The organism is Bradyrhizobium sp., assembly GCF_016462955.1.
Taxonomy (GTDB): domain Bacteria; phylum Pseudomonadota; class Alphaproteobacteria; order Rhizobiales; family Xanthobacteraceae; genus Bradyrhizobium.
This window is the reverse complement of sequence record NZ_JAEMSD010000302.1, coordinates 1-3,127: the sequence shown is the minus strand read 5'-3', so window position 1 is coordinate 3,127 and position 3,127 is coordinate 1. Positions and strand designations below refer to the sequence as shown.

At 62.7% G+C, this 3,127-nt stretch carries 5 protein-coding genes; 1 reads left to right on the top strand and 4 read right to left on the bottom strand.

Translation table 11 applies throughout. The features are described 5' to 3' along the window. Positions 1-167: 167 nt before the first annotated feature. Genes soxA through soxX form a run of 4 tightly spaced genes read right to left on the bottom strand, consistent with a single transcriptional unit; the run spans position 168 to position 2,177 of the window. On the bottom strand, positions 168-1,022 hold the full coding sequence (gene soxA / locus JHD07_RS25680) for a sulfur oxidation c-type cytochrome SoxA (RefSeq protein ID WP_291627146.1): 855 nt from the start codon (positions 1,020-1,022) through the stop codon (positions 168-170). Next, positions 1,022-1,333 carry a thiosulfate oxidation carrier complex protein SoxZ gene (soxZ, locus tag JHD07_RS25675; RefSeq protein WP_291627144.1) on the bottom strand — a complete coding sequence of 104 codons (312 nt, stop codon included), beginning with the start codon at positions 1,331-1,333 and terminating at the stop codon, positions 1,022-1,024. The genes soxA and soxZ overlap by 1 nt, the downstream gene beginning before the upstream one ends. 15 nt (positions 1,334-1,348) lie before the next feature. Beyond that, entirely contained in the window at positions 1,349-1,834 is a 486-nt protein-coding gene (gene soxY / locus JHD07_RS25670; RefSeq protein ID WP_291627142.1) for a thiosulfate oxidation carrier protein SoxY, read from the bottom strand. A gap of 25 nt (positions 1,835-1,859) precedes the next feature. Beyond that, complete coding sequence (gene soxX, locus JHD07_RS25665; RefSeq protein ID WP_291627155.1) at positions 1,860-2,177, bottom strand: sulfur oxidation c-type cytochrome SoxX; 318 nt, start codon at positions 2,175-2,177, stop codon at positions 1,860-1,862. A 271-nt stretch (positions 2,178-2,448) separates the two neighbouring features. On the opposite strand from soxX, the gene JHD07_RS25660 reads away from it, so the two are divergent. After that, on the top strand, positions 2,449-3,120 hold the full coding sequence (locus JHD07_RS25660) for a DUF938 domain-containing protein (RefSeq protein WP_291627140.1): 672 nt from the start codon (positions 2,449-2,451) through the stop codon (positions 3,118-3,120). The last annotated feature ends 7 nt before the right edge of the window (positions 3,121-3,127 follow it).

Sequence of the window (3,127 nt, the reverse complement as noted above, 5' to 3'; positions counted from 1 at the left end):
TGCCGCCAACGCAGATACAGTCACGGTCCATTGATTGCGCATGCCGGCCGCCTCCTTGGAGGCGGCTTCGGCGGCGGCATAGGCCGCCTTGTAATCCGCCTCATTGGCCGCGCGCGCGGACGGCGCAAGGCTCAAGGCGAGCATCATGGCGAGCGCTGATGACCGCTTCATGGCCGTGCTCCCGGTCCCGAGATCGGCAATCCGTTGGCGACGTAGGACAGGAAATATTCGACATCGCGATATTCGTCGGACTGCGGCTCGAACGGAACCGCGCGCGTCTGGCTGTTGCAGGTGACGAAGCGGCGGCTGGTTGTGCCCATGCCGCTCCATTCGGAGCGGTAGATCGGCATCGCGTTGAGGATGCCGAGCGCCGGCGCCAGGGTCTCGGCGCGGATGCGCTCGCCCGGGCTCTGCACATGGCAGCTCGCGCATGAGAAATTCATCTGGCCGCGCCGGCTGTAGAAATAGCGCTTGCCGTTCTCGAACGCCGCGAGCGCGCGCGGATCGTCGGGAATCTTGATGTCCATCGGCTTGCCGCGCGAAGTATAGGCCATGTAGGCGGTGAGCGAGGCCATCTCGTCCTTGACGTAGGAATAGGGCGCTTCGCCATTGGCCTCGCGGCAGCGGTTGAGCGCGAGCTCCAGCGTGACGACCTTGCCTTCCTTCTCGTCGAAATACGGATAGTTCTGGCGGATGCCGATGCCGCCGTTCGGGAAGCAGTCGGCATAGGTCTTGCCGTTCTTGAACGGGGTCGAGAACATGTCCTTGCCGGCCTCGAGCGCGAACTCGTAAGGAGGGAATTCCTCCTTCTCCTGCCACTGCCGCTTCAAGCCCTCGTCCATGGAATACGGGCCGTTGACGAAATCCTCGTGCTTCACATCAGGAAATTTCTGGAAGAAGAAGTTCTGGAACGCCTTGGCATCGGCGACGGGATCGACCTTGTCGGCTGCGGCCGCATCCGTTGCTGGGCAAGCCAGTGCGGCCAAAGCCGAGCCGAGCAGAATCGCGGCGTGTCGTTTCATCACGCGATCTTCGCGGTGGTCGTGTCCGAGCCGCCCTTGTTGTCGGTCCAGGAGATCTTGAGCTCGTCGCCCTTCTTGGCGCCCCTGAAGCTGAACTTGACGTAGGGGTCCTTCGAGACCGCAGTGCCCCAATCGGCGACGAAGACGTCCCTGCCGTTACATTCGAACTTCAGCTCCTGGATGAAGTGGGCCGGGATCAGCTCGCCATTGGGATTCTTGACCAGGCCGGTATCCATGGGGTGCTGGATCAGCGCCTGCACCTCGGTGATGTCGCCGTTGGACGTTGCGCGCACGCGAATGCTGGATGCCATGTCGAATTGCCTCGCTTAGCCGCCGCAACCGCCGACGGTGACCTTGACCTCTTTGGTCGCGCTGTAGAGCTTGCCGTCGGCTTCCACGATCGCGGTCAATCTGGTGGTCTTGGCCATCTTCAGCCGGTTGGCGACGGCGGGGATCGTGCCGTCGGGAATCCTGTAGCTTGCCGCCAGCGCGTTCGGGTTCTCCGCCACGAAGAACGAGATCGAGCTGACCTTGTCCAGCGTCGTCGTCACTGAGATCGGCACGACGCCGCCGTTCTCGGCGATCTCCGGCGCATCGAGCTTGACCTTGTCCGACGGCTCGGCGGTCTTGCCGTAAAGCGCCTTGATCGCGTCGGCCTCGTTCTTCTGCTTGAAGGCATCTTCCGGATATTTGTCGTTCGCCGCGGCGCGCGCCGGCCCGAACGGCAGATTGCCGAGGCCGAGCAACGCGACCGAAGCTGCGCCCTGAAGGATCAGGCGCCGCGTCGCATGAGGGCCGCTGAACGTGGTCATCTCGAATCTCCTCGGCCGCGGGCCGTTACAGGGTCTGCAGGAAATCAACGATCGCGTTGATCTCCTGTTCGGTCAAAATCCGGTTTCTGCCGAATGGCGGCATCATGGTCTGCGGATTGCGCTTGGTCTCGTCGAAGATGATTGCGAACAGCTCGTCGCGGTCGGGGTATCTGGCCTTGATGTCCTTCAGTTCGGGTCCGATCGTTCCGGGCAGATCGCCGCCCTTGATGACGTGGCAGGTCAGGCAATTGCCCTTGCCGCGATCGAAGGCGAGCTTCCGGCCCTCAGTCGCTGCGGACTGCGCCCCCGCCGGGGCGATCGCCGCGCCGGCGAGCAGGGCCAGCGCAGCAAGCGAAGCGGGCTTGCAAGGAAAGGCGGTCAAGGCATCGTCCCGAAAGCGGTATGTCGATGATGTCGTTTGCGGAATGGTTCAAAAGCACAAAGGCGAGAGCCTGACAATCAAGACTATGCACGCGGCAAAATGGAGTTAATATCGTCCTCATTGCAACCGATGGGATAGTTCGTTCATCGGATGGGCTTGGGCTAGCAAATTATTCTCGGGCGTTTGGCCCTCTCGGCCTCTTTTACTGGTTCGCATTTTTTGGGGACGTCACTTGGCTGAATATGTCGTCGAATTTGGCAGGGATGGCGGCCGGGTCGAGTCGGACGGCCGGCTCGATGCGCCGGCCTTCCATCGCAATTACGAGCCGATCTGGGCCGCGCTCGAGAAACATCTCGCCGGTGCGACCGGTAATGTCGTGGAACTCGGCAGCGGCACCGGCCAGCACGTCGTTCATTTTGCCCGCCACACGCCCGGCCTGATCTGGTGGCCGAGCGATCTCAACCAGCGCCATCTCAAGAGCATCGAAGCCTGGCGCGTGCATGCGGGCCTGCCGAACATCCGCCCGCCTCTGCGGATCGACCTCACCGATCCCGACTGGTGCCCGGAGATGAAGAGCGGGCAGGGGCCGACGAGCCTTGCCGCGGTGTTCTGCGCCAACGTCATTCACATCGCACCCTGGGCGGTGGCCGAAGGCCTGTTTGCCGGCGCCGGCCGATATCTGCGCAACGACGGCAAGCTGTTCCTCTACGGCCCCTTCAAGCGCGACGGCAAGCACACCGCGCTCAGCAATGCGGTGTTCGACACCTCCTTGCGCGAAGGCAATCCGGAATGGGGCGTGCGTGACATCGGCGACGTCGAGAAGCTGGCACAGGCAATCGGCCTCAGCCTGCTCGATGCGATCGAGATGCCCGCGAACAATCTGACGCTGGTGTTTGCGCGCTAGCCACAAG